Source organism: Cobetia sp. 4B (assembly GCF_018831605.1).
Lineage (GTDB): Bacteria > Pseudomonadota > Gammaproteobacteria > Pseudomonadales > Halomonadaceae > Cobetia > Cobetia amphilecti.
The window spans coordinates 2756041-2780376 of the sequence record NZ_CP059843.1 but is presented as its reverse complement, the minus strand read 5'-3'; the positions used below and the strand labels follow the sequence as shown (position 1 = coordinate 2780376).

Here is a 24336-nt window from a genome sequence, read left to right as displayed (position 1 = left end):
GCTCGGAGCACACTTGGCGACTGCAGTTCAGAAACTGCGGATTAGCAACTGCAGCTCAAAAGCGTTGGCTTAGAAGCTGTGGCTCAGGGATCAAGAGGCAACCCATGAAGATAACGCGACAGGCCTATGCCGACATGTACGGCCCGACCACCGGGGACCGCGTGCGTCTGGGCGATACGGCGCTGTGGATCGAGGTGGAGAAGGATTTCACCCATTACGGGGAAGAAGTGAAGTTCGGCGGTGGCAAGGTGATCCGCGATGGCATGGGTCAGAGCCAGCGCGCCGATGACAGCGTGATGGATACCGTGATCACCAATGCGCTGATTCTGGACTGGTGGGGCATCGTCAAGGCGGATGTCGGCCTCAAGGCCGGGCGCATCGCGGCCATCGGCAAGGCGGGCAACCCCGACACCCAGCCTGATGTGGACATCGTGATCGGCCCGGGCACCGAGATCATTGCCGGTGAGGGCAAGATTCTCACCGCCGGTGGTGTAGACCCGCACATCCACTTCATCTGCCCTCAGCAGGTGGAAGAGGCGCTGATGAGCGGCATCACCACCATGCTCGGCGGCGGCACCGGGCCGGCCACCGGCACCAATGCCACCACCTGTACGCCGGGGCCGTGGCATATCGGCAAGATGCTGCAGGCGGTGGATAGCCTGCCGATGAACATCGGCTTTCTCGGTAAGGGCAATGCCTCGCTGCCACAGGGACTGGAGCAGCAGATCGAGGCCGGCGTGATCGGGCTCAAGCTGCATGAGGACTGGGGCACGTCGCCGGCCTCCATCGACAACTGTCTGACCGTCGCCGATGCCTATGACGTGCAGGTGGCGATCCATACCGACACCCTGAACGAGTCGGGCTTCGTCGAGGACACCCTGGCGGCCTTCAAGGACCGCTGCATTCACACCTTCCACACCGAAGGCGCCGGTGGCGGCCATGCCCCGGACATCATCACCGCCTGCTCGCGGCCCAACGTGCTGCCGTCTTCCACCAACCCGACGCGCCCCTACACCATCAACACGGTGGATGAGCATCTCGACATGCTGATGGTCTGCCACCACCTGGACCCGAGCATTCCCGAGGATGTCGCCTTCGCCGATTCGCGCATTCGCCGTGAGACCATCGCCGCCGAGGACATCCTGCATGACCTGGGTGTCATCTCGATGATGTCCTCGGATTCCCAGGCGATGGGCCGCGTGGGCGAGGTGATCTGCCGTACCTGGCAGACGGCGCACAAGATGCGCGAACAGCGCGGGCTGCTGGCAGAGGACAGCGAGCGCGGCACCGACAACTTCCGTGCGCGCCGCTATATCGCCAAGTACACCATCAACTCGGCCATCACCCACGGCATCGCCCACGAGGTCGGCTCAATTGAAGTCGGCAAGCTGGCGGACCTGGTGCTGTGGTCACCGGCGTTCTTCGGCGTCAAACCGGCGTGCATCCTCAAGGGCGGCATGATCGCCGCTGCACCCATGGGCGACCCGAATGCCTCGATTCCCACGCCGCAGCCGGTGCATTACCGCCCGATGTTCGGTGCCTTCGGCAAGGCAGCCAGCGCCACGCGCCTGACATTCGTCTCCCAGGCGGCGCTCAAGGCTGGTGTCGGGGAGGCGCTCGGGCTCGACAGCCCGCTGTCCGCCTGCCGCGACGTGCGTCAGGTGCGCAAGTGCGACATGAAACTCAATGACGCCTGCCCGGAGCTCAAGGTCGACCCCGAGACCTACGAAGTCTTCGCCGACGGCGAGCTGCTGACCTGTGAGCCTGCCAGCGAGCTGCCGCTGGCCCAGCGCTACCACCTGTTCTGAAGGCCCGTTTTAAGTGCCTGTTCTGATTCCCTATTCGAGATCGACGCCATGATGGAACTGATACATCGCCTGCCAGACGCCAGTGGTTCAGGCTCCCCAGCGAGCACTCACACCGACGCCGAGCCTCTCGACACCCTGACCCTGCCGCTGGAGCTGCGCATCCGCGGTCGTCTGCGTGCCACCACGGATGGCGGACGCGAGGTCGGCCTGTTTCTGGATCGCGGCCCGGTACTGCGTGACGGCGATCGGCTGGCCTCGCGCGAGGGCGAGGTGATCCGCATCCGCGCCGCAGATGAGCCGGTAGTGACTGCCCACATCGCCGCCGGGCGCCCGATGGCCGCGCTCTGCTATCACCTGGGCAATCGCCATGTGCAGCTCGCCATCGGCATGCAGACGCCTGACACTGGCAGTAGTGAAGGAAAGGCCGAAGCAAAGGGCGAAGCAGAGAGCGCAACCGGCTGGGTGCGCTTCCCGCCGGATCACGTGCTGGAAGAACTGGCCGAGCGCCTCGGCGCGACCCTCACCCATCACGAGGCGCCTTTTGACCCTGAGCCGGGTGCCTATGCCCAGGCGGGGCAGGGGCATGCTCATTCACACGGTCATGGCCACGGCCACTCACATGCTCACGACCATGCCCATGCCCATGAGCACAGCCACGGCCATTCTCACAGCCACGCCCATGAGCACACGCATGAGCACTGATGCTATGGCGGGCCTGCCGGCGCAGGAGGATCTGGCGCTGCTGGGGCTGTTGCAGCTGGTGAGTCCGGCCTTGCCCATCGGCGCCTTTGCCTGGTCTCAGGGGCTGGAGAGTGCCTTCGAGCTTGGCTGGGTCACTCAGGAGCAGGAGCTTGGCGAGTGGATCGATGGCGTGCTGGAAGACGGGCTTGGCCGTTGCGAGCTGCCACTGTTGGTGCGTCTGCAGCAGGCGTGGGCCGAGGGGGATGCACCGGCGCTCGACGAGTGGGATGGCTGGCTCAAGGCGACCCGTGAAACCGCCGAACTCAGCGATGAGGACGCGCGTCTCGGGGCGGCGCTGTTGCGCCTGCTCAGAAGTCTCGAGCTCGAACCGCCAGTCGCGCTGATGCCCCAGGCGCCCGGCTACGTCACGGTGTTTGCCTGGGTGGCGCATCAGCGGGGAGTGCCGCCGCGTCAGACCTTGATCGGCTTCGCCTGGGCCTGGCTCGAGAATCAGCTGGCGGTGGCCTGTAAGGCCATGCCGTTGGGACACACCGCCGCCCAACGTCTGACCGAGCAGCTGCGCCCCCGCGTGGTGGAAATCGTCGCTCAGGCGCTTGAGCGTTTGGATGGTGAGCTTGGCCCGATATTGCCGGGGCTGGCGCTCGCCTCCGCCCAGCACGAAACACAATATTCCCGTCTGTTCAGGAGCTGAGCCAAGGCCGCCTGTCTTGAGGCGGCGGCGCCTGAACCGACCGACATGAACGTCTGATATCTCACGAGAAAGGAAGCTGCCATGAAGCATTGTCTACGCGTAGGAGTGGGTGGGCCGGTGGGCTCCGGCAAGACGGCGCTGCTGCGCCAGCTGTGTCTGGCCCTGCGGGATCATTACGACATCGGGGTGGTCACCAATGACATCTACACCCGCGAAGATGCCGATTTCCTGCTGCGCCATGAAGCGCTGGACGCGGACCGCATCCTCGGGGTCGAGACCGGTGGCTGTCCGCATACCGCGATTCGCGAGGATGCCTCGATGAATCTGGCGGCCATCGATGATCTGCAGGCGCGTCACCCGGACATGGAGCTGGTGCTGGTGGAATCCGGCGGCGACAACCTGTCCGCGACCTTCAGCCCCGAGCTTTCCGATCTCACCCTCTATGTGATCGATGTCTCGGCAGGCGACAAGATTCCGCGCAAGGGCGGGCCGGGCATCACCAAGTCAGACCTTCTGATCATCAACAAGATCGACATCGCCGAGCAGGTGCATGCCTCGCTCGAGGTGATGGACCGCGATTCGCGCAAGATGCGCGGTGAGCGGCCCTTCGTGTTCGCCAATCTGTATGACGGTGTCGGGCTGGAAGAGATCATCGCCTTCATTCTGGATCGCGGCATGCTGCCGGAGCGTCGTCCGCAAAAGCTGGCGGCACAGGCCTGACCGCGCAGCGTTTTCTGCCGCTGGCTTAGGGTTCATTGTCTCCCGGCATTCGTCTCACCACGGGTGTCGGGGGATTCATCATCATCTTGTTCAGGAATGACACATGAAGCGTTCTCACTCCGCACTGCTTGCCACCTCGCTGCTGCTGGTGGCGACCTCGGCCTCTGCCCACCCCGGCCATGATGCCCAGGGGCTGATGGCGGGCCTGTCGCATCCCTTCACCGGGCTGGACCACCTGCTGGCCATGCTGGCCATCGGCATCTGGAGTGCGCGTCAGTCGCGAGCGTTGACGCTTGCCACGCCGTTGTTGATGGTCGTCGGCATGCTGGCGGGGGCGGGCATTGCGCTGCTCAGCGGTGGTCAGGCGCTGCATGCGCTGATCGCCGAGCAGGGCATCCTGCTCTCGGTGCTGGCCTCTGGCGCGCTGGTGGCGCTGCTGCTGCGTCTGCCGACCCTGGCTGGCGCCGTGATGGTCGCCGGTTTCATGGCCTGCCACGGCTTCGCCCATGCGCTGGAAATGCCGGCGGCTGGCAGCGCCGCGGGCTACATGGCGGGCTTCGTGATCGCGACGCTGGCCCTGGCGTTGCTGGGCCGTGCAATCGGCCAGCGCCTGATGGGGGTACCTGCCATCGCTTCACGTCTGGTGGGCGGAGCGGTGATGGCCTCTGCCGTGATGATGGCGGTCTGATCGTCAGCTGAGAGTTGCTCGCGGACTAAAACACACCGCTGATTTCACCACTTCACGCTCCGCTGGCCTGCCAGCGGGGCGTTTTTGTCTTTTGGAAAAAGGGGTAAGGGATTGTCTTGTAGAAATGTTATAACGTATCATTTTGGGGTCGAGTCGATGATGGCGCATTCCTCGACCGGCCGCGTAATCGTGCTTGCTGATGCAAGGCCTCTGACAAGGGCTATGTGAGACAAGTCCTCATGGACGTCATGCAGCACCTGATTCGGCGTGATGCCCCCTCATGAATCCAAGGCAAAGACTGATGACAACTCTGCAATCGACTTCCTCTCCTGACAGGCCCGCTTCACTGCCTCCTGCTCTGCCAGTCACTGTGCTGTCCGGTTTTCTGGGTGCCGGCAAGACGACTCTGCTCAATCACATCCTTGCCAACCGCGAAGGGCATCGAGTGGCGGTGATCGTCAATGACATGAGCGAGGTCAACATCGATGCCGCTATGGTGCGTGGCGCACCCGGTGCGGACAACGAGGTGACGCTCAATCGTGCCGAGGAGCAGCTGGTCGAGATGAGCAATGGTTGCATCTGCTGCACGCTGCGTGAGGACCTGCTCATCGAGGTACGGCGACTGGCCGAGGAAGGGCGCTTCGATTGCCTGGTGATCGAATCCACGGGCATTTCCGAGCCGCTGCCGGTGGCGGAAACCTTCACCTTCGAGGACGAGGACGGCCAGTGTCTCTCCAGTGTCGCGCGTCTCGACACGATGGTCACGGTCGTGGATGGCGCCAACTTCCTCACCCAGTATCGCGAGGCGCAGGCACTGGCGGAAGTGGGGGAAAGTCTCGGTGAGGACGATGAGCGCAATGTCGCCGACCTGCTGGTCGATCAGATCGAATTCTGTGATGTGCTGTTGATCAGCAAGACGGACCTGCTCGATGCCTCACAGCTTGACGAGCTGAGCGCGGTGCTGCGCTCGCTCAACCCGGAGGCCGAGATTCTGCCCATGGCGCGGGGCGCCGTGCCGCTTTCCAAGGTGCTGGATACCGGTCGCTTCAGTTTCGATCGTGCACAGCAGGCACCGGGCTGGCTGAAGGAGATGCGCGGCGAGCACGTGCCGGAGACCGAGGAGTACGGCATCTCGAGCTTCTCCTACCATGCGCGCGTGCCGTTCCATCCCGAGAAATTCCACCAGCTGCTTCACGGTGACTGGTTCGGTGGCAAGCTGCTGCGCTCCAAGGGCTTCTTCTGGCTGGCCACGCGCCCGCAGTTCGCGGGGCAGTGGAACCAGGCCGGTGGCATCGCGCACTACGGGTTCGGCGGCATGTTCTGGAAGGCAGTGCCGGAGGTCGAATGGCCAGAAGACCCCGAGTATCTGGAGTCGATCCGGGAAAAGTGGCAGGAGCCGTTTGGTGACATGCGCCAGGAGCTGGTATTCATCGGTCAGAACCTGGATGAAGCCCGTATCCGCCAGGCGCTGGATGAGTGTCTGCTCGATGACGCCACGCTGCTGGCGGGCAAAGAAGCCTGGCGTGACCTGCCGGACCCGTTCCCCGTCTGGGAATGAGCGACGGCACCTGAGTTTCTGATCTGCTGACACTCGCCTAGACACCCCACTGATCCGCGATCAGTGGGGTGTTCTGTTTCTACGTTCCTTGCAGAGATGGCCTTCCCGTTAAAGGCCGGCTGCCCATGCACGTCGGTTTCCCCCGGTGGGTCATGGAGTCAACTCATCACGGCTTGGCTGAGCGCTACGTCGCTTGAGCGATACCCAGAGGGGGAATGTCAGGGCAGAAGCGATGCAGAAAGTGCCAAGCCATTGAAGGGGCCCGAATGACTCGCCCATCCACACAAAACCCAGCACCGTTGCCGTCAGCGGGCTGAAGATACCCAGCAGTGATGCCGAAAAGGCGGGCAATCGCTGGATGCCGGCAAACCAGAGGCCATAGCCGAGCACTCCACCCGGCAGGATCAGGTAGCCATAGCCCAGCAGATGTTGCAGCTCGAGATTGGTCGGTATGCCTTCCGACCAGGCGGCCAGGGGCAGCAACAACAGTCCACCGAAGATCAATTGCCAGCCCGTCAGGCTCAATTGACTGACGTCGGGCGGACGTTGCCAGCGCTTGCTGAGTACGATGCCGGCGGCCATCGAGACAGCACCGATCAGCGCGATCCCGACCCCTGTCATGTCCAGCCCACCTTGGCCGGGATTGAGCAGCAGCACCACTCCGACCATGCCCAGTCCACACTGCATTGCGGCTGTCATGCTGAAGCCTGTCCCCAGCCACCAGCGGCTCAGCAGTAGAACCCACACCGACTGACTTGCCAGCAGCAAGGCGGCCATGCTGCCGGGGATGCGGTAGGCAGCGGCAAACAGGCAGGTAAAGAAGAGTCCGATATTGAGAGTGCCCAGCACCATGGCTTTCACCCACCACCCTCCCGACAAGGTCTGTCGAGTCCAGAGCAGAATCAGCAGTCCCGCGGGCAGGGCGCGAATGGTGGCTGCGGTGAGTGGGGTGTCGGCAGGGAGAAGGGTCTGTGTCACCAGGTAAGTACTTCCCCATATGATCGGGGCCGTGGCGGTCATGGCGACAACCTTCAGGTGTGAAGATGGCATATTTGTCTCTCCTTGAAGTATCTTTCTGAAAAGATAGAGGTGAGAGTACTCGCAAAACCGCCGTCATCAAAGTATCTTTTTGGAAAGATAAATGGGAGGTTTCATGATGACGGATGCCGTGGATCGCATTCTTGCGCAGTGGGAGGAGGCTCGCCCCGATCTGGATTGTCGGCCGATGGGTATATTCGGGCGTATCAGTCGGGCAGGTCGCGTGTTTGGCTCGAGGATGGAGCAGGTATTCGAGAAGGAGGGCCTATCGACTGTCGAGTTCGACATCCTGGCGACGCTGCGACGTTCACAGGCGCCATTGACCCCGACTCAGCTGTATCAGACGTTGATGCTCTCTTCCGGTGCCATGAGCACGCGGATAGATCAGCTGGTGAAGCGAGGGTTGTTGCAGCGCCAGGCCAGTGATGAGGATCGGCGCAGCAATCGCGTCGCGCTGACGGAAGCAGGGCGTCATCTGATCGACACCACTCTGGAAGCGCATGTCGAGAATCAGCACCGGATGGCGAGTGCGTTGGACAGTGATGAGCAACATCAGCTTGCCTGTCTGCTGCGCAAGCTGATGACTGATGAACAACGCTAGCTATCGTGCAGCACCCATCGGGCCTCTGTATGGGCATGCACCAGCTCACCCTTGAGGAGACGCTTCGCTGCCGGTCTGTGAGATAAGGCGTGAGATGCGTGCCGCTGCACTGCTCAGGGCAAACAGCAGGGTGGCCAGGCACACGATGGTGGGGCCGGTGGGGGCACCCAGCCACTAAGATGCCTGCAGTCCGCCGGTGGTGGAGTCTTCGCCGATGATGGCGGCGGCTATAGTCATCAGCTCCGGGGTGTGACAGAAGCGGCGCTCAATGGTCAGAATCTGATGTTCGTCGAAGGCGCCGCACGCAGGTTGATCAATGGCTGGCGATCACCGAGGGCGAGGCATATGTCCACCTGCGGCATGTCGAAAGTATGCACCCTCACGACGCCGTGGCTTGGGGTCGCCGTGACTGAGTGACGTCTAGCCTGGTCCTTCAGCTTCGTTCTTCAGTTACGCCCTATTTCGAGGCGTTGACGTCTCTGGTCCGCATGCACGCCCCGCCGAGGAAATCGGCGGGGCTTTTGGTTTTGCAGGCCTGAAAAACCTCCAAACACGGCGGCTGACGACAGCAGACGGTTGATGTCGGCATGTGGTTTGCCATCCAGTCCAGATGAAGCTGTGGAAGGAGGATTGTTGCGTGTTTCGCTAGACAAAGGTCTATTTCTGCGGCGCTATGATTGACCGATGCGGCGGTGGGCGACTAAGTTTTGCTTCATCTGGTATGGTTTGCAGTCCACTTGGGGGGGTGAAATTTGAACGTGACGCACGTGAGTCAGTCTCGCCAACACAGACTCAGGTCCGGAGCGATCAAGCAGCAAGCCAGACCCGATACGTCCATACCCCATAACAGAACAATCAAAGGGATTCGACAATGAAGCGAGCCATGCTTGCCGCCACGCTGTTAGCCGCCGCCTTGGGTACCACCACTGCGCATGCCGAGAAGATCGTGTTTGCCATCGGTGGTAGCCCCAACAGTCTGCAGGGCCAGACTGCACAACATTTCGCCGATAGCCTGCAGGCTCGACTCGGGGGTGAGCATCAGGTCGAGTACTACCACAGTGGCCAGCTGGGCGATGAGCGCCAGCTGATCCAGAAGCTGCGCCTCGGCACGGTCGATCTGGCCGCGATTTCCTCGGTGATGTCGTCTGTCTCGCCAAGCTTTGCGCTGTTTGACATGCCGTTCATGGTCAAGGATCGCGAGCACCTCAAGCGCATCGATGACGAGATCGTGATGACGGACCTGGCCGAGGATGCCAAGGCCAAGGGCCTCAAGCTGGTCTCCACCTGGGAGAACGGCTTCCGCCAGATCACCAACAATGAACATCCCGTGGTGGAGCCGGAAGATCTGGACGGGCTGAAGCTGCGTACCCCGCAGAGCGAATGGCGTACCGGCATGTTCACGGCGTGGGGCGCCAATCCGACACCGATGGCCTTCTCGGAAGTCTTCGTGGCACTCCAGACCGGGGTGGTCGATGGCCAGGAGAACCCGCTGTCCAACATCGATGGCGCCAAGTTCCAGGAGGTCCAGAAGTACCTGTCACTCTCCAATCATGTCTATTCGCCCATCTGGCTGACCAGCAGTCAGGCCGGCTGGGGCAAGATGCCCGAGGACGTGAAGGCCGCGATTGCCGATGTCTCCGCCGAGACCCAGAGCTGGGCCTTCGCCAAGGGGGCAGAACTGGATGACAAGCTGCTGGCGAGCCTCAAGGCGGGCGGCATGGCCGTCAATGAGGTGGATCGGGATGCCTTCGTCACCGCGAGTGCGCCGGTCTATCAGGCGTTCTCCGATAAGGTCGACGGTGGCCAGGCACTGGTTGACCGAGCCATGGCACTGGCCAAGGAGTAAGTCATGAGCTCGCATTCCCATGCGGCCAAGGCAACCTTCCCCACCGAGAGTGGGGAAGGACTGACGGCCACGGCTGACGTGACGCTGCTGGACAGAGTCAATCGGGTGGTGGAACGCTGCCTGGAAGTATTCACCGTCGGGTTGCTGCTCTCGCTGACGGTGATCGTGCTGGCGGCGGTGGCCTTGCGCACCTTCGGTGGCTCCTTGCCCTGGTATGACGAGGTCGCCTCGATCAATCTGGCCTGGCTCAGCTTCTATGGCGCTGGTCTGGCGGCTCTGAAGCGTTCCCACATGGGCTTCCCTGGTCTGATCACCAAGGCGCCCATCGCACTGCGCAGTTCGCTGTTCATTACCTCTGAGCTAATCGTGATCGGATTCTTTGCCGTGGTGGGCTGGTTCGGTTACCAGGTGCTGGACGTGCTGGCCTGGGACTCCCTAATCGCCTTGCCGACCATCGGTCTGGATGTCACCCAGTCGGTGATTCCGATCAGTGCGGCGCTCTTCATTCTGTGTGAACTGCTGAGTCTGCCTCATGCCTGGCGCAAGATGTGTGCAGGCGTCAACAGTGAAGAGGAAGAGATCGCGGAAGCTATCCGTCTCGCCGAGCAAGACCTCAAGGAGCACCGTTCATGACGCTACTGATCATTATCGCGGCGCTGTTCGCATTGGTGTTGATCAACGTGCCCATTGCGGTCGCCATCGGCACCGTCGGGGTCGTCGGAGTGGTGATCTTCATGGGCGTGGACGCGCTGGTGAACGTGCCGCTGACGCTCTTCAATGGCGCCACCAAGTTCCCGCTGATCGCGATTCCGCTGTTCATTCTGGCCGGCGCGCTGATGAATACCTCGGGCATCTCCATGCGACTGATCAACCTCGTCACGGCCATGGTCGGGTTCGTGCGCGGTGGTTTGGCGATGGTCAATGTCGGGGTATCTATGTTCTTCGCCGAGATTTCCGGCTCCGCAGTGGCCGATGTGGCCGCGACGGGTTCGGTGCTGATTCCCGAGATGAAGAAGCGCAAGTACACGCCGCAGTTCTCGGCGGCGATCACGTCGTCTTCGGCGTCGCTTGCCATCATCATTCCGCCGTCGCTGTCGATGATTCTCTACGGGGCCATCGCGGACACGTCCATCGTCAAGCTGTTCGTCGCCGGCATCATCCCGGGGATTCTGGGTGGCCTGGGGCTGGCGATGCTCTGCTATTACTACGCCCGCAAGTACGACATGCCGCGTGAGGCTGCCTTCTCGCTGTCGACACTCGGCAAGGCGTTCCGCGAGGCCTTCTGGGCCCTGACGCTGCCGGTCATCATTCTGGGCGGCATCTTCGGCGGCTTCGTGACCGCTACCGAAGGCGCGGGCATCGCCGTGCTGGCGGCACTGGTCATCGGGGGGCTGATCTATCGTGAGCTGAACCTGCAGGTGCTGTATCGTGCGGTGATCGATGGCGTGATCCAGACTTCCGTCGTGATGCTGCTGGTCGCCACATCCGCGGTGCTGGGGCTGTTCCTGACCGAGATGCAGCTGCCGCAACAGCTGGCCCAGGAGATCACCGCGATCACCACGGACCCGGTGGCGGTGTTGGCGTTGCTCAACATCCTGCTGCTCCTGCTCGGCATGTTCCTGCATGGTGCCGCTGCTATCATCCTGGTGGTGCCGATCGTGATGCCGCTGATCCAGCAGATCGGCATCGACCCCATCCACTTCGGCCTGATCCTGACCCTCAATCTGGCCATCGGTCAGCAGACACCACCCGTGGCCTCGGTACTGGCCACCTCATGCTCCATCGCCAAGACGGACATGTGGGAAACCACCAAGGTCAATCTGCCGATGATCTTCGTGCTCTTCCTGGTGCTGATGCTGGTCACCTACGTGCCGGCGATTCCCATGAGTCTTGTCGAGCACTTCTATGGTTGAGAGCTCTGGTTGAGCGCCATGGTTAAGCGCTATGGCTGAGAGCAATGGTTGAGAGGGCAGTGAGGGAGACTGCTCGCCAGACACGCCAAGGCCGCCCTTTGAGGCGGCCTTGGCGTGTCTGAAATAGGTGAGTGAAATGTGCGGGGAGTGACCATCGGCCAACCCAGGCTTCATCAGGCGGGGTATTTCACTGATCTGATCCCGTAACAGGTACGCCTTTCGCAACCTCCCGAGGGCCGGGCACACGCTGCTCGGCGCGCAGCGTCCACATCACACCGCCGAGAATCAACAGCATGCCCAGCACTTCATTGATCTGCGGCCATTGCCATGCCAGCAGATATCCGTAGAGCAACGCACAGCAGGTCTCGAAGACGATCATCTGTCCGCCTACCGACACCGGCAGGCGCTGGGCCGAGGAATTCCACAGGGCATTGGCGATCCAGGAGCCACCGACCGACATGAACAGGGCTGCGGCAGCGAAGGCCAGCCAGCGTTCAGACGAGAGCTCCAGCGGCAATATCCGCGGCTGCAAGACGGCGACCAGCACAAGAATCATCACTGCCACGACCCCGGTCGCGATGCCTTGCAGGGTGGACCATTCACGCGCGGAAAAACGACCGGCCTTGAGCTGCTGGGCATTGCGCAGCGCGAACCATGCCCAGGACATCACGCCGAGCGAGCCACACAGCACGCCGAGCAGGTCTTGCCACTCTCCTGCCCCCTGCAGGAAGCGAAGCAGAGCAGGCACGTTCATGCAGACGATTCCCACCCCGATCAACGTCAGGGACAGGCTCACGGACAGGCGGCTCGCCTGAATATGGCGTCTCCCGATCAACATCACCGCCACCGGCACCAGCCCGTTGAGCAATGCCGCGATGGCCACGCCGGCATATTGAACGGCCGCCGTCAGCAGGATGAAATACGCCACATTGCCTGTCAGCGCCAACTCCAGCAGCAGGCGGGTATCGCGCACAGTGAGGCGAGCAGACAGACGGCGAGCATGGGGTAACGCGATCGCCGCGGCAAACAGTCCGTAGAGCCCGAAACGCGCGCAGCTGATGACCACTGGATGGATGTCGCCAAGCAGTGAGGGCAACACGATGACGCCTCCCCAGAGGGCGCCTGACATGCCAGAATGGACTATTGCTTTCTTCATGATGAGTCGCCCTTGTCTTGATCAAGTGGCCACTCTAATGCGTTACTTCGCGATGAAGCAGCGACTTTTCCGCATCCAGACATTCCATCAAGGAATGTGAGGCGAAAGAGCTGCATGGAACCATCTGCGCGAGCTCAATGACGAACACAGACACAATTTCAAATACAGGGAGCCCCCATGGCAGGACGTTTTCGCCATCTTCCCTCACTGGAGGGACTCACGGCCTTCGAGTCCGTGAGTCGCTTGGGAAGCTTCACCCGCGCCGCCGATGAGCTGTGCCTGACCCAGAGCGCCATCAGCAAGCAGATTCGCGCGCTGGAAGCGTCACTTGGCACGCCGCTGTTCGTGCGCAAGGCGCGCGGAGTCACGCTCTCCAATGCGGGAATGCTCTACCAGCAGCACATTCTCCCGGCGCTGCAAGGGCTCGAGATGGCTGGACAGCGTCTGCGCGCACTGCAGCATCCTGACACCGTCAGCGTGCTGGCAACACATGCCGTCTCCCAGTATTGGCTGTTCCCCTGCCTGTTGAGCTTCAGCGCCGAGCATCCCGATATCACCGTGCACATCCACGCCTGCAACGAGATGGATGCCAGCATGGTGCCGGACCATGATCTCGCGATCCTCTATGGCGACGGCGAATGGCCAGCTCTGGGTGCCACGCCGCTGATTCACGAAGATATCTATCCGGTGGCGCGCCCGGATGTAATCAAGGAGCAGGGACTTTCGCTGGAAGAGCTGGCCCAGCGGCCGCTGATTCAGCTGGACTCCTCCTGGAACTGCATGGACTGGTCTCATTGGTTCGCCCATTTCGGTATTCGCTACCGTGCGCCCAAGTCTGACATCACCTTCAATCAGCTGACGCTGACCTACGCCGCCATTCAACGAGGCGCCGGCATCGGGCTGGCGTGGGACTTCATGGCGGCGGACGCCATCGCCAAGGGCGAGCTGGTACGTGTCACGGATCAGCGCGCGATCACCGGCCTCGCGGAGCATCTCGTGTTTGATCTCGATCGACCGCTCTCGGCCTCCGCGCGATTGTTCCGGGATTGGCTGATCGCCAAGGCTGGGGAGGGCGGTGTGACTAGGCAGAAGGACTGAGCAGAATGTCTGAACATGAGCCTTGAGCACAGTGTCTAGACATGAGTCCTGAACGTGAAAGAGCCACCCCGTGGGGTGGCACTTCTGGCAGGCGTGAACTGCACTACACCTTGTTCAATGGCGGGGTATCAGCCCTCCCGCACTCCATCCACCAGTCGGCTGATGTCGGAGGGCGCGTCGTGCTTGAGTTCCGGCGGCAGCAGGGCATCCGGCAGGTCCTGATAGCAGACCGGGCGCAGGAAGCGGTGAATCGCGGCGGTGCCGACTGAGGTGGTGCGGCTATCGGAGGTGGCGGGCCAGGGGCCACCGTGGACCATGGCGTCACAGACTTCGACCCCTGTCGGCCAGCCATTGACGAGGATGCGTCCGGCGCGACGCTCCAACACCGGCAGCAGCTGACGTGCGGCATCGTGATCGGCGTCATCCAGGTGCAGAGTGGCGGTCAGCTGGCCTTCCAGCGCGCTGCAGACCTGCTTGAGCTGAGCGAGATCATCGCATTCGATGATCAACGAGCTGGAGCCGAAGACTTCCGCCTGCATGGCCTCATTGGCCAAGAAGTCACTCGCCCGGGTGCTGAACAGCTGGGTCTGGCAGGGGCTGGCGATGGGCGAGTCGCTTTCGCCACTGGCCAGGCAGGTGATGCCGGGCTGTGAGGACAGGCTCGCCACGCCCTCGGCATAGGCCTTGTGGATGCCCGGCGTCAGCATGGTCTGCACCGGACTTGCCTGGATGGCGGGAATGGCAGCTTGCTTGAAGCGCTCCAATGCTTCGCCCTTGATGGCCAGCACCAGCCCCGGGTTGGTGCAGAACTGACCGGCGCCCATGTTGAGCGAGCCGACGAATGCGCTGCCCAGCGCTTCGCCGCGGGCTTCCAGTGCGGCCGGCATCAGGATGACCGGGTTGATGCTGCTCATCTCGGCATAGACCGGAATTGGCTGCGGGCGCGCCTGAGCGAGGGCCAGCAGAGCGGTGCCGCCGCTGCGCGAGCCGGTAAAGCCGACCGCCTGGATCTCTGGATGCTTGACCAGCGCCTGGCCGACCTCATTGCCCGGGCCGAGCAGCAGCGAGAAGACGCCTTCCGGCATCTCGCAACGCTTGGCGGCGCGCGCCACGGCCTGACCGACCAGTTCCGAGGTGCCCGGGTGGGCCGAGTGTCCCTTGACCACCACCGGGCAGCCCGCGGCCAGCGCGGAAGCGGTATCGCCACCGGCCACCGAGAAGGCCAGCGGGAAGTTGCTGGCCCCGAAGACGGCCACCGGGCCCAGCGGGATCTGACGTTGGCGCAGGTCGGCACGCGGCAGGGGCGCACGTTCCGGCAGCGCAGGGTCGACTCGCACATCCTGCCACTCACCGCGGCGCAGTACCTTGGCAAACAGCTTGAGCTGCCCGCAGGTGCGGCCGCGTTCACCGTTCAGGCGTGCCTCGGGCAGGCCGGTCTCCTGCATGGCGCGCTGGGTCAGGGTATCGCCCAGTGCATCGATTTCCTCGGCGATGGTCTCGAGGAAGACGGCTCTCGCGTCGGGCGACGTGGCGCGATAGGCGTCGAAGGCCTGACTGGCCAGCTGGCAGGCCTCTTCCACCGTACTCGCGTTGGCACCCGGATAGGCGGGCTCCAGACGCTCACCCGTGGCTGGATTGATGGCGTGGATCGCCTCGCCCTGAGCGGCGAAGCTGCGTTGTCCGATAAGCTGATGACCGTTGAGTGACATCGTGTCTTCTCCTTGATAAGTGAAGCCCTGAGGCAGGTTGAGTCAGGCCGTGGGTGTCGTATGGGTTGCAGTAGAGGACGTAATAGAAGGTGTAGTAGCGGTGGAGCTGGGGACATCGGCAGCATCCGTAGGCGATGCGATAGTGGCAATCGCCAGCCGATACCAGTGAATGGCGTTGTCGTGCAGTACCTTGTCGAGGGTGTGCTGGCGCAGGTCGGCGCTCGTCATCTGTTCAATGGCGCTGGTCACCAGCGATAGCCAGTCGCCATAGCTGACCTTGAGGCCGGAGACCGGGAAGTTACTGGCGAACAGGCAGCGCTGGGCACCGAAGATATCCAGCACTTCACACAGCAGCTCGCGATTGGCCCTGGCATCCCAGGCATGCCAGGGCGTGCCCAATTCCGATAGTTTGACGGCGACATTCGGGTTCTCAGAAAGCGCCCGCATGCCTGCGCGCCACTGGGCGAGGCCTTGCGGCGTGCGATCCCACGGCAGGCCGCTGTGATTGAGGATGACGCGCAAGCCGGGGAAGTCCTCAAGCGTCGCGGCCGCCTCTTCAAGATGCCAGGCGGGCACGCGCAGGTCCCAGCTCAGACCACGCTCCTTGAGCAGCGCCAGTCCCTCGCACCAGCGCGGGTCCTGCAGACTGCCGCTGGTGCCCGACACCGACTGGCGGGTCTGCGGCGTGGCAGCGGTGATCGGCTTGGCGCGCACGCCGCGAAACAGCGGCGATTCACATTGAGCGTCCAGCTGTGCGGCGCACTCGTCAGTGCCGAAGGCGGCCCAGCCGACATGCGCGCTGGGTAGTGCATGAGTGGCCTGCTGTCGGGTGATCCAGCGCGTCTCTTCCAGTGCCTGCGAGCGTGCGGCCTCAGCTTCACAGTGCACACTGCCCACCAGCCGGAAGCCCTCAGGCACCAGGCGCTTCAAGTCCGCGGCCACAAAGGGTCGGCGGATCGCGGCGTAATCGCCGAGAAAGAAGTTCTCCACCGGTGACTCTTCCAACCAGGGGTACGCCACCTGGCCATCCAGTGCCCAGAAGTGATGGTGTGCATCGATCAGCGGCTGGCTGTGTGAAGGCTCGTGCCTGAATGTGGTATCCGTCATGACTGGCTCGTGTCCTGGTTGGAAGCATCAAGTGCCGATTGACTCAGTGGTCACGCACCAGCAGGCAGGACACGTCCGGCTCGGCGCGTGTCGCGAAGCTTCTGCGTACCTGGCCGCTCTCCAGATCCAGCACCGCGATGCGATCGCCCTTGAGCGAGACGAAGGCCTGCTCGCCATCCGGATGGAAGCTCATCGCGATGGGAATCGCCTCAAGCTGGATGGTGCCCAGTGGCGCCAGCGCCTCATCGAACAATGACAGCGAGCTTTCCCCGTAATTGGTGGTGATCAGGCGCCCCTTGGGGTCACGGTAGATGCGGTTGGGATCTCGACCAGTGGTCGCCGAGGCGCGCACGGTCATCGATTCGGTATCCACCGCCACGATGCTGTCGTCATCGCGGTTGCTGATGAAGAGGGTACGGCCATCTGCGGACAGACTGTTGCCCTCCGGCTTGCGGCCCGGAATCATCGCGATGGGCGTGAAGGTGGCATCGTGGGGCTTGAACTTGGTGATGGTAGTGCTGAGCAGATTGATGCCGTAGGCCCAGTCGCCGGCCTTGGTGAGCGCGAACAGGTGCGTCTTGTAGCCACCGGAGGACACGGCCAGATCCGGCGTGGTCTGGGTCAGGGGCGTGTTGAACAGCAGCAGGGTGTTGTGGCCTTCGCTCATGGCGTAGAGGCGGTCCTGGTCATCGATGCCCAGACCGTGGATGCGATAGTACGGCCAGGTGCTGAGCGTATTGACCAGCGTGAAGGTCTCGAGATCGACCACGAATACCGAGCAGCCGCCCTGGTCGCCGATACAGTCGGCACCGAGGATGCCGTAGTGACCCACGAAGGCGTAGCGGCCGGTGGAATCCACCACGAACTCATGCGGGTAATCCGGCAGGCGCAGGTGGTGGAGTTCCTCGCCGCTGGTGGCGTCGAACAGGCTCAGGGTGTGTGCGCATTTCTGGTTGAGCAGCAGAACGTCTCGGGACATGACATTTCTCCAATCAGCGAGGGTGCCGTCAGGGCGCATGCCCTCGCTGGGTGACAGGTAAGCAGGCGATAGAACGAATGGGCGTTACTGCGTCACGGCTGCCGTGGTCTTCTGCGTGACTTGCGGCTCGACCTTGGCATCAACATCGACATCGGCGCTGGCCTGGCTGGCGCCCTGAATGGCATCGATCCAGTCGCGGCCATTGGCGGCGATATAGCTGTCCCAGGTTGGCAGCACGACTTTCTGGAAGGCGGCGGTATCGACGTCGGTCTCGATCTTCATGCCCTTGTCGGCCAGCTCAGCGAGAATCTTCTGCTCGTTCTTCGCGTTCAGTTCACGCTGATAATCGCCGGCCTCGCGCGCCGCGCTTACCAGTACCTGCTGATATTCTGGTGACAGGCTTTCGAACTTGTCGTCGTTCATCACCATCAGCAGCGAGGTGTAGGCCTGGTTGGTTAGTGATAGGTAGTCCTGGACCTCATAGAAGCCCGCCGACCAGACGATGCTGATCGGGTGGTCCTGCGCGTCGACCGTACCGGTTTCCATCGCGGTGTAGAGCTCACCCAGCGGCATCGGCACCGGATTCGCTCCCAGCAACGAGAAGGCCTCTATCAGCGACTTGTTGGAGTTGGTGCGCATCACCAGGCCATCGACATCGGCGGGGGTCTTGATCGGGTGTTTGGAGTTGGTCATCGCGCGGAAGCCGACCTCCCAGAAGGCCAGGCCCTTGAGGTTGTCTTCCTTGAGCAGAGCCAGGGCATCGTCGCCGACCTTGCCGTCCAGCACCTGATAGGCCGTCTTGCGGTCCGGGAAGATGTAGGGCAGATCGAAAGCGCCCAGCGCCGGCTGCAGACCCGCGAAGTTGGGGTTGCCGGACATCTCGATATCGATGGTGCCGCTGCGCACGCCGGCGATCATCTGCTGGTCGCCCCCGAGCACACCATTGCCGAAGATGTTGACGGTGATCTCGCCATCCGTGCCTTCCTTGACCAGCTCGGCGAAGCGCTCGGCCGCCTGCTGCTGGGTATCGGTGGTCGGGGCGGCGTGGGCCAGCTTAAGCGTCATCTGGGCATGGGCAGCACTCAGAGGGGCGATCAACAGCAGGCTGGCGAGGGTCGTCTTGATCATGGGTGTCATTGAATGGCTCTCTTGTTGTCTTTGTGGCGGCTGTCTTTGTTTGCGACTGTCTAAGCAATTGGCGTGTCGTTGGCGTCTTGCCTTCTTTCAGTCTTCCTTTGCGGCTTCGTAGTTGTGGTTGTCACGGGGTCAGTCGGTCATCCAGTAAAGCGGTACGGTGATGATCTGCGGGAAGGCGACGAACAGCAGCAGAATCACCACATAGGCGAGGGCGAAGGGCGCGACGCCACTGACCGCCTTCTCGAACTTGAGGTTGCCGACGCTGGTGATCACGTTGAGCACGTTGCCGACCGGCGGGGTGATCAGGCCGATGGCGCAGTTGAGAACGAACATGATCCCGAAGTAGACCGGGTCGATACCGGCCAGCTTGACGATGGGCATCAGGATCGGCGTGAGCACCAGAATGGTCGGCGTCAGGTCCATCACCATGCCGACCACCAGCACGATGCCCATGATGGCGAGCATCAGGATGCGCGGGTCATCGGCGAGCGGCTGCAGCAGTCCGGCCACCATCAGCGGCAGCTGGGCGATGCTGATCAGCCAGGAGGCGACCATCGCCGCGGCGACCAGGAACATCACGATGGCGGTGCTGCGGGCGGCCTGGGCGAGCACGGCGTAGAGCTGGCTGAGGTCGAGTTCGCGGTAGACCACGGTGGCGACGAAGATGGCGTAGACCGCCGCGACCACACCGGCCTCGGTCGGGGTGAAGATGCCGCTCTTGATGCCGCCGATGATGATGACCGGCAGCATGATGGCCCAGAAGCTGTCCTTGAGTGCCTTGAGGCGTTCACGCCCGCTAGCCTTCTTCGTGACCACCAGATCTTCCTTGCGGGTCATGAACAGCCACATCACCACCAGGGTCACGCCCATGATCAGCCCCGGCACGATACCGGCGAGGAACAGCTTGCCGATAGAGATGCCACCGGCGACCCCGATGATGATCAGCGGAATGGAGGGCGGGATGATCGGCGCGATGATGCCACCGGCGGCCATCAGGCCGGAGGAGCGGCCGAGCGGGTAGCCGGCCTTGCGCATCATCGGCAGCAGCATGCTGGCCAGCGCCGCGGTATCGGCGACGGCGGAACCGGACAGGCTGGCCATGACGATGGCGGCGAAGATGGCGACGAAGCCGAGCCCGCCCTTGCGGTGGCCCACCAGTGACATCGCCAACGTGACGATGCGCTGGGAAAGCCCGCCGCGCGACATCACTTCGCCGGCGGTGAGGAAGAAGGGAATGGCCAGCAGGGTGTAGCTGTCGGCGCCATTGACGAGGTTCTGGGCCAGGATCTGCGAGTTGAACAGATCCAGATGCAGCATCAGCACGATGGCACTGACCAGCAGGGCGAAGGCGATGGGGAGGCTCAGGCCGATGGCGGCCAGCAGGGAGCCGAGGAAGAGCCCGATGGTCATGGCGTATCTCCTTGCGAATCAGAGGCGTGGCTCGGCGCGACGCGCGGCGTGACAGCATGCAGTGTCAGCGGCGTCAGCAGACGCCAGAGCAGAATCAGGGACATCAGCACGCCCGCCATCAGGCCGGCGAGATAGAAGACACCGACCGGAATGCCGCTGATGGGAGAGAGGTTGCTCCAGTTGAGCACCGTCTGGGCATAGCTGCCCTTGAGCAGCATCAGACAGCAGCCGAGCATCGCCAGGGTCACCAGCCGATCAAGCCCGGCGCGCATGGCCGCAGGCAGCTTGTCGGCGAAGGTATTGACGCTCAGGTGCTCCTGACGGATCAGCGCCGTGACCGCGCCCATGAAGGTGACCCACACGAACAGGAAGCGGGACAGCTCGACACTGATCGAGATACCGCTGTTGAAGCCGTAGCGCAGCACCACATTGACGAACACCAGTACGATCATCGCCACCAGCGCCAGCACCATCAGCAGGGTCAGGGTCTTCTCGAGTCCCTTGAACAGCGCCGTGATGCCGTCGGCAATGCTCGAGGGGGCGGCCGTGTCCTGCGGGGCTGTCTTTTCCTGCACAGTTGTCTTGTCCTGCGGAGCTGCCGTGTCCTGCGCAGCGCCAGCGGCCTTGCGGGACTCGGCGTGCGTGGCAGAGGGCGGTTTGATCGACATGGATAACGGCATCTCTTGGGTCAGTTTGTTCATGGTGTCATCCCCGAAGGAGGCATCTCGATGACGGTGCGGCAGCGCTGTCATTGCGCCCCTCTGGTTGCAGCGAAAAGGGCGCTGCCGCGTGTCGGTGGCTGGGACTGATGTCAGGGACCGATGACACAGGCGCTGATGAAAGTGTTCAGCGCGCGTCGGTCAGGGCAGCCTGGAACTGCTTCACCACGTCTGCGTCAAGCGCCTGGGTGTGCTGCTCGATCACCGGTGCCAGAGCCTCACGCATGCGCTGGCGCTCACTGTCCGCGACCACGTTGACGGCCATCTTCTTCTCAAGGGCACTCAGCAGCTCCTCGTTCAGGGCGCGACTCTGTTCGCGCTGATAGAGCGTGGCTTCCCGGGCGGCCTCGCGGACCAGCTGGCGCTGCGCCTCATCGAGTGACTGCATGAAGCCTGCCGAGGCGACCAGCACCAGGGCGTCATAGGCATGCGCGGTGCGCGAGAGATACTTCTGGACCTCGAAGAAGCGCTTGGCGTCGATCACGGTGTAGGGGTTTTCCTGGCCATCCACCGTGCGGGTTTCCATGGCGGTAAACAGCTCATTGACCGACATGGGCACGGCATTGGCACCCAGCCCATTGAAGAGGTCGATGTAGAGCGCGTTCTGCATGGTGCGAATCTTGAGGCCTTCGATGTCCTCGAGCGTCTCGATGGGGCGGCGGCTGTTGGTCATGTGACGGAAGCCGTTTTCCCAGTACTCGAGTGCCACCAGCTGCTTGTCATCGAGACTTGCGAGCAGGGCTCGGCCGGCCTCGCCATCCAGCACCGCGTCCGCATGTGCACTGTCATCGAACTGGAAGGGCAGGCTGACGATGTTGAAGTCAGGATTGAGACTGCTGAGGGTCGCGGTGGACGGTACGGTGAAATCCAGGGTCCCGGACTGCAGCATCGAGGTCATGTTGACGTCGTTGCCCAGAATGCCGTTGGAGAACACCTTGACGGTGATCTCGCCGTCCGATCTTTCCTCGACGAGCTCTGCGAACTTCTTGGCCCCCAGCGTCTGGGGGTGGGCATCCGGCAGGCTGGTGCCCATGCGCGCGGTGATCTCGGCGTGGGCAGTGGTCGCGAAGGTCAGCATCAGTCCCAGCGCGGAGACTGTCTTGAGCAGGCCTGTCTTGATCAGGGCTTTGTTGGACAGAGCTTTATGGGACAGGGCGTGGCGGGTAAGCATGGCGAATTCCTTGCAAGTTGTTGTTATAGATGCTGTTCTCATGGCAATCGCTGTCGTGGCGGTCGTCGTCATTCCGGCCTGGCGGTAGCGTTCAAGCGGTAGCGGTGCACGGCGTTGTCACAGAACAGCTTGAGGCGGTGTTCGGGACTCAAGGAGCGGCTGAGGTCCTTGAAGGCCTGCAGCAGCGTATCGAGTGAGGTCACCAGCCCATCGACCGGGAAGTTGCTGGCGAACATCACGCGGTGGACCCCGAAATGGCGCAGCACGATGGCAAAGACCTCACGGTTGTCTTCCAGCCGCCAGGGCTGACCCGCGATGCCAAGCCCCGAGAACTTGATCATCACCTGTGGCCAGGCGGCGACCTTGGCGAGGGCCCGTGACCACTGACGCAGGGTGTCGGGATGACGATCACCGGGCACGCCGGCGTGATTGATCACCACCGGCATCTCGGGGTGGCGGTCCAGCAGAGGCAGCAGTTCCTCGAGGTGCCACCAGGGCACCTGCAGCTCGAAGATCAGCCCACGACGCGCGACTTCACTGACGCCGTACTGATAGCGCGGGCAGCGCAGCGAGCCGGGCATGGCGTGGGTGGCAAGCCTCGGATCGTGACGTTCCAACGCGGCCGGCTTGTGTCGAACGCCCATGACCAGGCTGCCTCCGGGGGCACGTGGCTCACACAGCGTTGCGAGTTGCTCGGCGATGTCGTCCTGATCCAGCCAGGCCTGGGCGATCATGGCATTCGGCCAGCCGGTCTCGCGGGCAGTCTCCTCGACCCAGCGCACTTCCTTGAGCGCATCGCCCCGTGCCCATTCCGCTTCCATGTAGACGCAACCCATCACGCGATGCGCCTTTCCCGCTGCCTTGAGGTGCTCGGCGGGCAGGTAGGGGCGACGAATCGCGGCATAGTCGCCGTAGCGGAAGGCAATCATCGGCTCATCGCACAGCCAGGGGTGGTAATTGCGCGTCGGGTCCCAGACATGCATGTGGGCATCGATGAGCGGCAGGTCATCATCCTGCTGCGTGGCCAGATAGCGCTCGCGTTGCTCGCCCAGTTCGGCAAGAGACGCAGGCATCACCGGGGATTGGAGTGAGTCAGAGAGCATGGCGAGCTTCCTTCCAGTGGCGAATCAGGCGAGCGTGATCAGTGGGCAAGAGCGGCGTCGATGCGTTCCAGCAGCTCGCTGCCGTGCTTGGCGGTGAACTCGGCGCGCACCGGCTCGGCGACCTTGGCCCGCATGCTGGCGGTATCGGGTTCGCGCACGACCTGCATGCCCTGTTCCTCGAGGAAGGCCAGGTCGCCCTGTTCATTGTCATGATTGAGCTGGCGCTGATAGCGGGCCGCTTCGCGGGCTTCTTCCTTGATCAGCGTCTGCAGTTCGGGGGCGAGGCTGTCGAATTTTTGCTTGTTCATGATCAAGGGCGCGGCGGTATAGGCATGCGCGGTCAGCGACAGATGGTCCTGCACCGAATACAGGTTGGCGGAGCGAATCAGGCTGACCGGATTCTCCTGGCCATCCACGGTGCGGGTTTCCAGCGCGGTATAAAGCTCCGCGAAGGGCATCGGGGTCGGGTTGGCGCCGAGGGCCTGGAAGGCGGCGATATGCGCCGGGTTCGGGGTGGTGCGCAGCGTCAGGCCGCTGATGTCATCGGCGGTCTCTACCGCGCGGCGCGAGTTAGTCAGGTTGCGGAAGCCGATTTCCCAGAAGGCGAGCCCTTCGATCTGTTGCGGCTGCATGGCAGTCAGCAGGTCCTGACCGACCTCGCCGTCCAGTACCTGATAGGCCTGCTCGCGGGTGTCGAACAGGAAGGGCAGGTCCAGCACGTTGAGTTCGCTGACCAGACCACTGAAATAGGGATTGCCGGAGAGCTCCAGGTCGATGGTGCCGCTGCGGACACCGGAAATCATCGCCTGGTCATTGCCCAACTGGCCGTTGGGGAAGATCTTGACCGTCAATTCTCCCGCGCTGCGCTCGGCGAGACGTTCGGCGAAGCGCTCGGCGGCCAGATGCTGCGAATCGGTGACCGGGTGGGCATGCGCGAAGGTCAGCGAGGTGGCGGCAGTGGCGGTGCCTGTCATCGCCAAACTGAGCAGGGCGGCGGACAGGAGGGTGGCGGTGGTGTGGTGGCGTGAGGTTGTCATGGCGAAACCCTTTTCTCGTTATTGTCGTGATGCGTTGGCGGCGTGTTGACGCTGGTGCTGCTGGTGCTGCCGGGATCAGGGCCGTGTGATGGCGGAAATCTCAAGACCCTGATCCTTGCTCTACTTGTTGTGCTGATCGGCAGTG

Annotated in this window: 22 protein-coding genes; 11 read left to right on the top strand and 11 right to left on the bottom strand. The window is 62.7% G+C overall.

Annotated elements, in window-relative coordinates; genetic code table 11:
* The first annotated feature begins 104 nt into the window (after positions 1 to 104).
* The 6 genes from ureC to zigA all read left to right on the top strand — a co-directional run bounded on the left by ureC (position 105) and on the right by zigA (position 6167).
* Positions 105 to 1808 (top strand): urease subunit alpha, encoded by a 1704-nt coding sequence (gene ureC, locus H2O77_RS11430; protein WP_215823114.1) that lies wholly within the window; start codon positions 105 to 107, stop codon positions 1806 to 1808.
* A 48-nt stretch (positions 1809 to 1856) separates the two neighbouring features.
* Positions 1857 to 2510 (top strand): urease accessory protein UreE, encoded by a 654-nt coding sequence (locus tag H2O77_RS11425; protein WP_215823113.1) that lies wholly within the window; start codon positions 1857 to 1859, stop codon positions 2508 to 2510.
* Positions 2500 to 3201 (top strand): urease accessory UreF family protein, encoded by a 702-nt coding sequence (locus H2O77_RS11420; RefSeq protein WP_024952524.1) that lies wholly within the window; start codon positions 2500 to 2502, stop codon positions 3199 to 3201. The genes H2O77_RS11425 and H2O77_RS11420 overlap by 11 nt, the downstream gene beginning before the upstream one ends.
* An 81-nt stretch (positions 3202 to 3282) precedes the next feature.
* Positions 3283 to 3921 carry an urease accessory protein UreG gene (gene ureG, locus H2O77_RS11415; RefSeq protein ID WP_175089557.1) on the top strand — a complete coding sequence of 213 codons (639 nt, stop codon included), beginning with the start codon at positions 3283 to 3285 and terminating at the stop codon, positions 3919 to 3921.
* A 103-nt stretch (positions 3922 to 4024) separates the two neighbouring features.
* Positions 4025 to 4609, top strand: coding sequence for a HupE/UreJ family protein (locus tag H2O77_RS11410; protein ID WP_215823112.1), 585 nt, complete (start codon positions 4025 to 4027; stop codon positions 4607 to 4609).
* Positions 4610 to 4910: 301 nt separating this feature from the next.
* Entirely contained in the window at positions 4911 to 6167 is a 1257-nt protein-coding gene (zigA, locus tag H2O77_RS11405; RefSeq protein WP_215823111.1) for a zinc metallochaperone GTPase ZigA, read from the top strand.
* A 150-nt stretch (positions 6168 to 6317) separates the two neighbouring features.
* Here zigA and H2O77_RS11400 read toward each other — a convergent pair whose 3' ends face one another.
* A complete protein-coding gene (locus H2O77_RS11400) occupies positions 6318 to 7187 on the bottom strand; it encodes an EamA family transporter (protein ID WP_215823110.1) in 870 nt (289 codons plus the stop codon).
* A 133-nt stretch (positions 7188 to 7320) separates the two neighbouring features.
* Between H2O77_RS11400 and H2O77_RS11395 the strand changes: the two genes are divergently transcribed.
* From H2O77_RS11395 to H2O77_RS11380, 4 genes are all read left to right on the top strand, one after another.
* Positions 7321 to 7806: a MarR family transcriptional regulator gene (locus H2O77_RS11395; RefSeq protein WP_024952529.1), complete on the top strand. Its 486-nt coding sequence runs from the start codon at positions 7321 to 7323 to the stop codon at positions 7804 to 7806.
* 871 nt (positions 7807 to 8677) lie between these two features.
* On the top strand, positions 8678 to 9652 hold the full coding sequence (locus tag H2O77_RS11390) for a TRAP transporter substrate-binding protein (RefSeq protein ID WP_215823109.1): 975 nt from the start codon (positions 8678 to 8680) through the stop codon (positions 9650 to 9652).
* A gap of 3 nt (positions 9653 to 9655) precedes the next feature.
* Entirely contained in the window at positions 9656 to 10285 is a 630-nt protein-coding gene (locus tag H2O77_RS11385; protein ID WP_215823108.1) for a TRAP transporter small permease subunit, read from the top strand.
* Complete coding sequence (locus H2O77_RS11380; protein ID WP_215823107.1) at positions 10282 to 11565, top strand: TRAP transporter large permease; 1284 nt, start codon at positions 10282 to 10284, stop codon at positions 11563 to 11565. The genes H2O77_RS11385 and H2O77_RS11380 overlap by 4 nt, the downstream gene beginning before the upstream one ends.
* A gap of 187 nt (positions 11566 to 11752) precedes the next feature.
* Here the strand turns inward: H2O77_RS11380 and H2O77_RS11375 are convergent, their stop codons facing one another.
* Positions 11753 to 12694 carry a DMT family transporter gene (locus H2O77_RS11375; protein WP_276315202.1) on the bottom strand — a complete coding sequence of 314 codons (942 nt, stop codon included), beginning with the start codon at positions 12692 to 12694 and terminating at the stop codon, positions 11753 to 11755.
* A gap of 204 nt (positions 12695 to 12898) precedes the next feature.
* On the opposite strand from H2O77_RS11375, the gene H2O77_RS11370 reads away from it, so the two are divergent.
* The gene (locus H2O77_RS11370) at positions 12899 to 13819 is read left to right on the top strand and encodes a LysR substrate-binding domain-containing protein (protein WP_215823105.1); all 921 of its coding nucleotides are present in this window, start codon (positions 12899 to 12901) and stop codon (positions 13817 to 13819) included.
* A 128-nt stretch (positions 13820 to 13947) separates the two neighbouring features.
* Here the strand turns inward: H2O77_RS11370 and H2O77_RS11365 are convergent, their stop codons facing one another.
* The 9 genes from H2O77_RS11365 to H2O77_RS11325 all read right to left on the bottom strand — a co-directional run bounded on the left by H2O77_RS11365 (position 13948) and on the right by H2O77_RS11325 (position 24191).
* Positions 13948 to 15528 (bottom strand): aldehyde dehydrogenase (NADP(+)), encoded by a 1581-nt coding sequence (locus H2O77_RS11365; RefSeq protein ID WP_215823104.1) that lies wholly within the window; start codon positions 15526 to 15528, stop codon positions 13948 to 13950.
* A gap of 42 nt (positions 15529 to 15570) precedes the next feature.
* Complete coding sequence (locus H2O77_RS11360; protein ID WP_215823103.1) at positions 15571 to 16635, bottom strand: amidohydrolase family protein; 1065 nt, start codon at positions 16633 to 16635, stop codon at positions 15571 to 15573.
* Positions 16636 to 16678: 43 nt separating this feature from the next.
* On the bottom strand, positions 16679 to 17614 hold the full coding sequence (locus tag H2O77_RS11355) for a YncE family protein (RefSeq protein WP_215823102.1): 936 nt from the start codon (positions 17612 to 17614) through the stop codon (positions 16679 to 16681).
* Positions 17615 to 17698: 84 nt separating this feature from the next.
* Positions 17699 to 18751 (bottom strand): TRAP transporter substrate-binding protein, encoded by a 1053-nt coding sequence (locus H2O77_RS11350; RefSeq protein WP_215823101.1) that lies wholly within the window; start codon positions 18749 to 18751, stop codon positions 17699 to 17701.
* Positions 18752 to 18880: 129 nt separating this feature from the next.
* Positions 18881 to 20161, bottom strand: a complete 1281-nt coding sequence (locus H2O77_RS11345) for a TRAP transporter large permease subunit (RefSeq protein ID WP_084208304.1) — start codon at positions 20159 to 20161, stop codon at positions 18881 to 18883.
* A complete protein-coding gene (locus H2O77_RS11340; RefSeq protein ID WP_215823100.1) occupies positions 20158 to 20862 on the bottom strand; it encodes a TRAP transporter small permease in 705 nt (234 codons plus the stop codon). Before H2O77_RS11340 ends, H2O77_RS11345 begins: the two co-directional genes overlap by 4 nt.
* 145 nt (positions 20863 to 21007) lie before the next feature.
* The gene (locus H2O77_RS11335) at positions 21008 to 22051 is read right to left on the bottom strand and encodes a TRAP transporter substrate-binding protein (protein ID WP_215823099.1); all 1044 of its coding nucleotides are present in this window, start codon (positions 22049 to 22051) and stop codon (positions 21008 to 21010) included.
* Between the two features lie 68 nt (positions 22052 to 22119).
* Positions 22120 to 23154, bottom strand: coding sequence for an amidohydrolase family protein (locus H2O77_RS11330; RefSeq protein ID WP_215823098.1), 1035 nt, complete (start codon positions 23152 to 23154; stop codon positions 22120 to 22122).
* Positions 23155 to 23192: 38 nt separating this feature from the next.
* Positions 23193 to 24191 (bottom strand): TRAP transporter substrate-binding protein, encoded by a 999-nt coding sequence (locus tag H2O77_RS11325; RefSeq protein ID WP_215823097.1) that lies wholly within the window; start codon positions 24189 to 24191, stop codon positions 23193 to 23195.
* Positions 24192 to 24336: the final 145 nt, after the last annotated feature.